Source organism: Stenotrophomonas sp. A3_2 (assembly GCF_036624925.1).
In the GTDB taxonomy this organism is placed as follows: Bacteria; Pseudomonadota; Gammaproteobacteria; order Xanthomonadales; family Xanthomonadaceae; genus Stenotrophomonas; species Stenotrophomonas hibiscicola.
This window is the reverse complement of the sequence record NZ_JAZKVY010000109.1, coordinates 1-480: the sequence shown is the minus strand read 5'-3', so window position 1 is coordinate 480 and position 480 is coordinate 1. Positions and strand designations below refer to the sequence as shown.

The following is a 480-nucleotide window of genomic DNA, read 5'->3' as shown; positions in this document are numbered from 1 at the left end:
GACGATGGCCGCCGTCCGCCCGGTGAGCAGCGCCGCGGCGACCGCGCCTTCCGGTCCCGGCCGGTGCGCGAGGCCAGTTTTGGCCACCGCTTCGCGCACCCGCCCGAGCCCCGCCTCCGCCCCGCCCCGCCCAGCCCGCGTCTCCACCACCACCACCGGGCCGAGCGCCGTGCCGTAGGCGCCCATGCCGTCGAAGAAGGCCTGGCGCCGCATGTCCCAGGCGCCGGGATAGGCGGGGGACGGCGGCGGGCGAAGCAGGGCGCGGAGACGGATGCGGTCGCCAGGGGCCGGGGCCGGGGTCTCGTCGCGCAGGCGGATGCGGACGCCGCGAGCGAAGGGGACGCCGCCCAGGGCAACGGCGGAGAGGGTGACACGGGCGGCCTCGGGCAGCGCTTCCACTTCAGTGACCTGGCCCGCCACCTCCACCGCGCCGCGCGGCAGAGGTTGCCAGGGGGCGGCAAGACGGGCGGCGGCGACGAT

1 protein-coding gene is annotated in these 480 nt (G+C 78.3%); it reads right to left on the bottom strand.

Going from position 1 to position 480, the window contains the following annotated elements; all coding sequences use genetic code 11:
- Nucleotides 1-480, bottom strand: a 480-nt coding sequence (locus tag R5H29_RS02300) for a DUF4131 domain-containing protein (RefSeq protein WP_332328674.1), incomplete at both ends; no start/stop codon positions are given.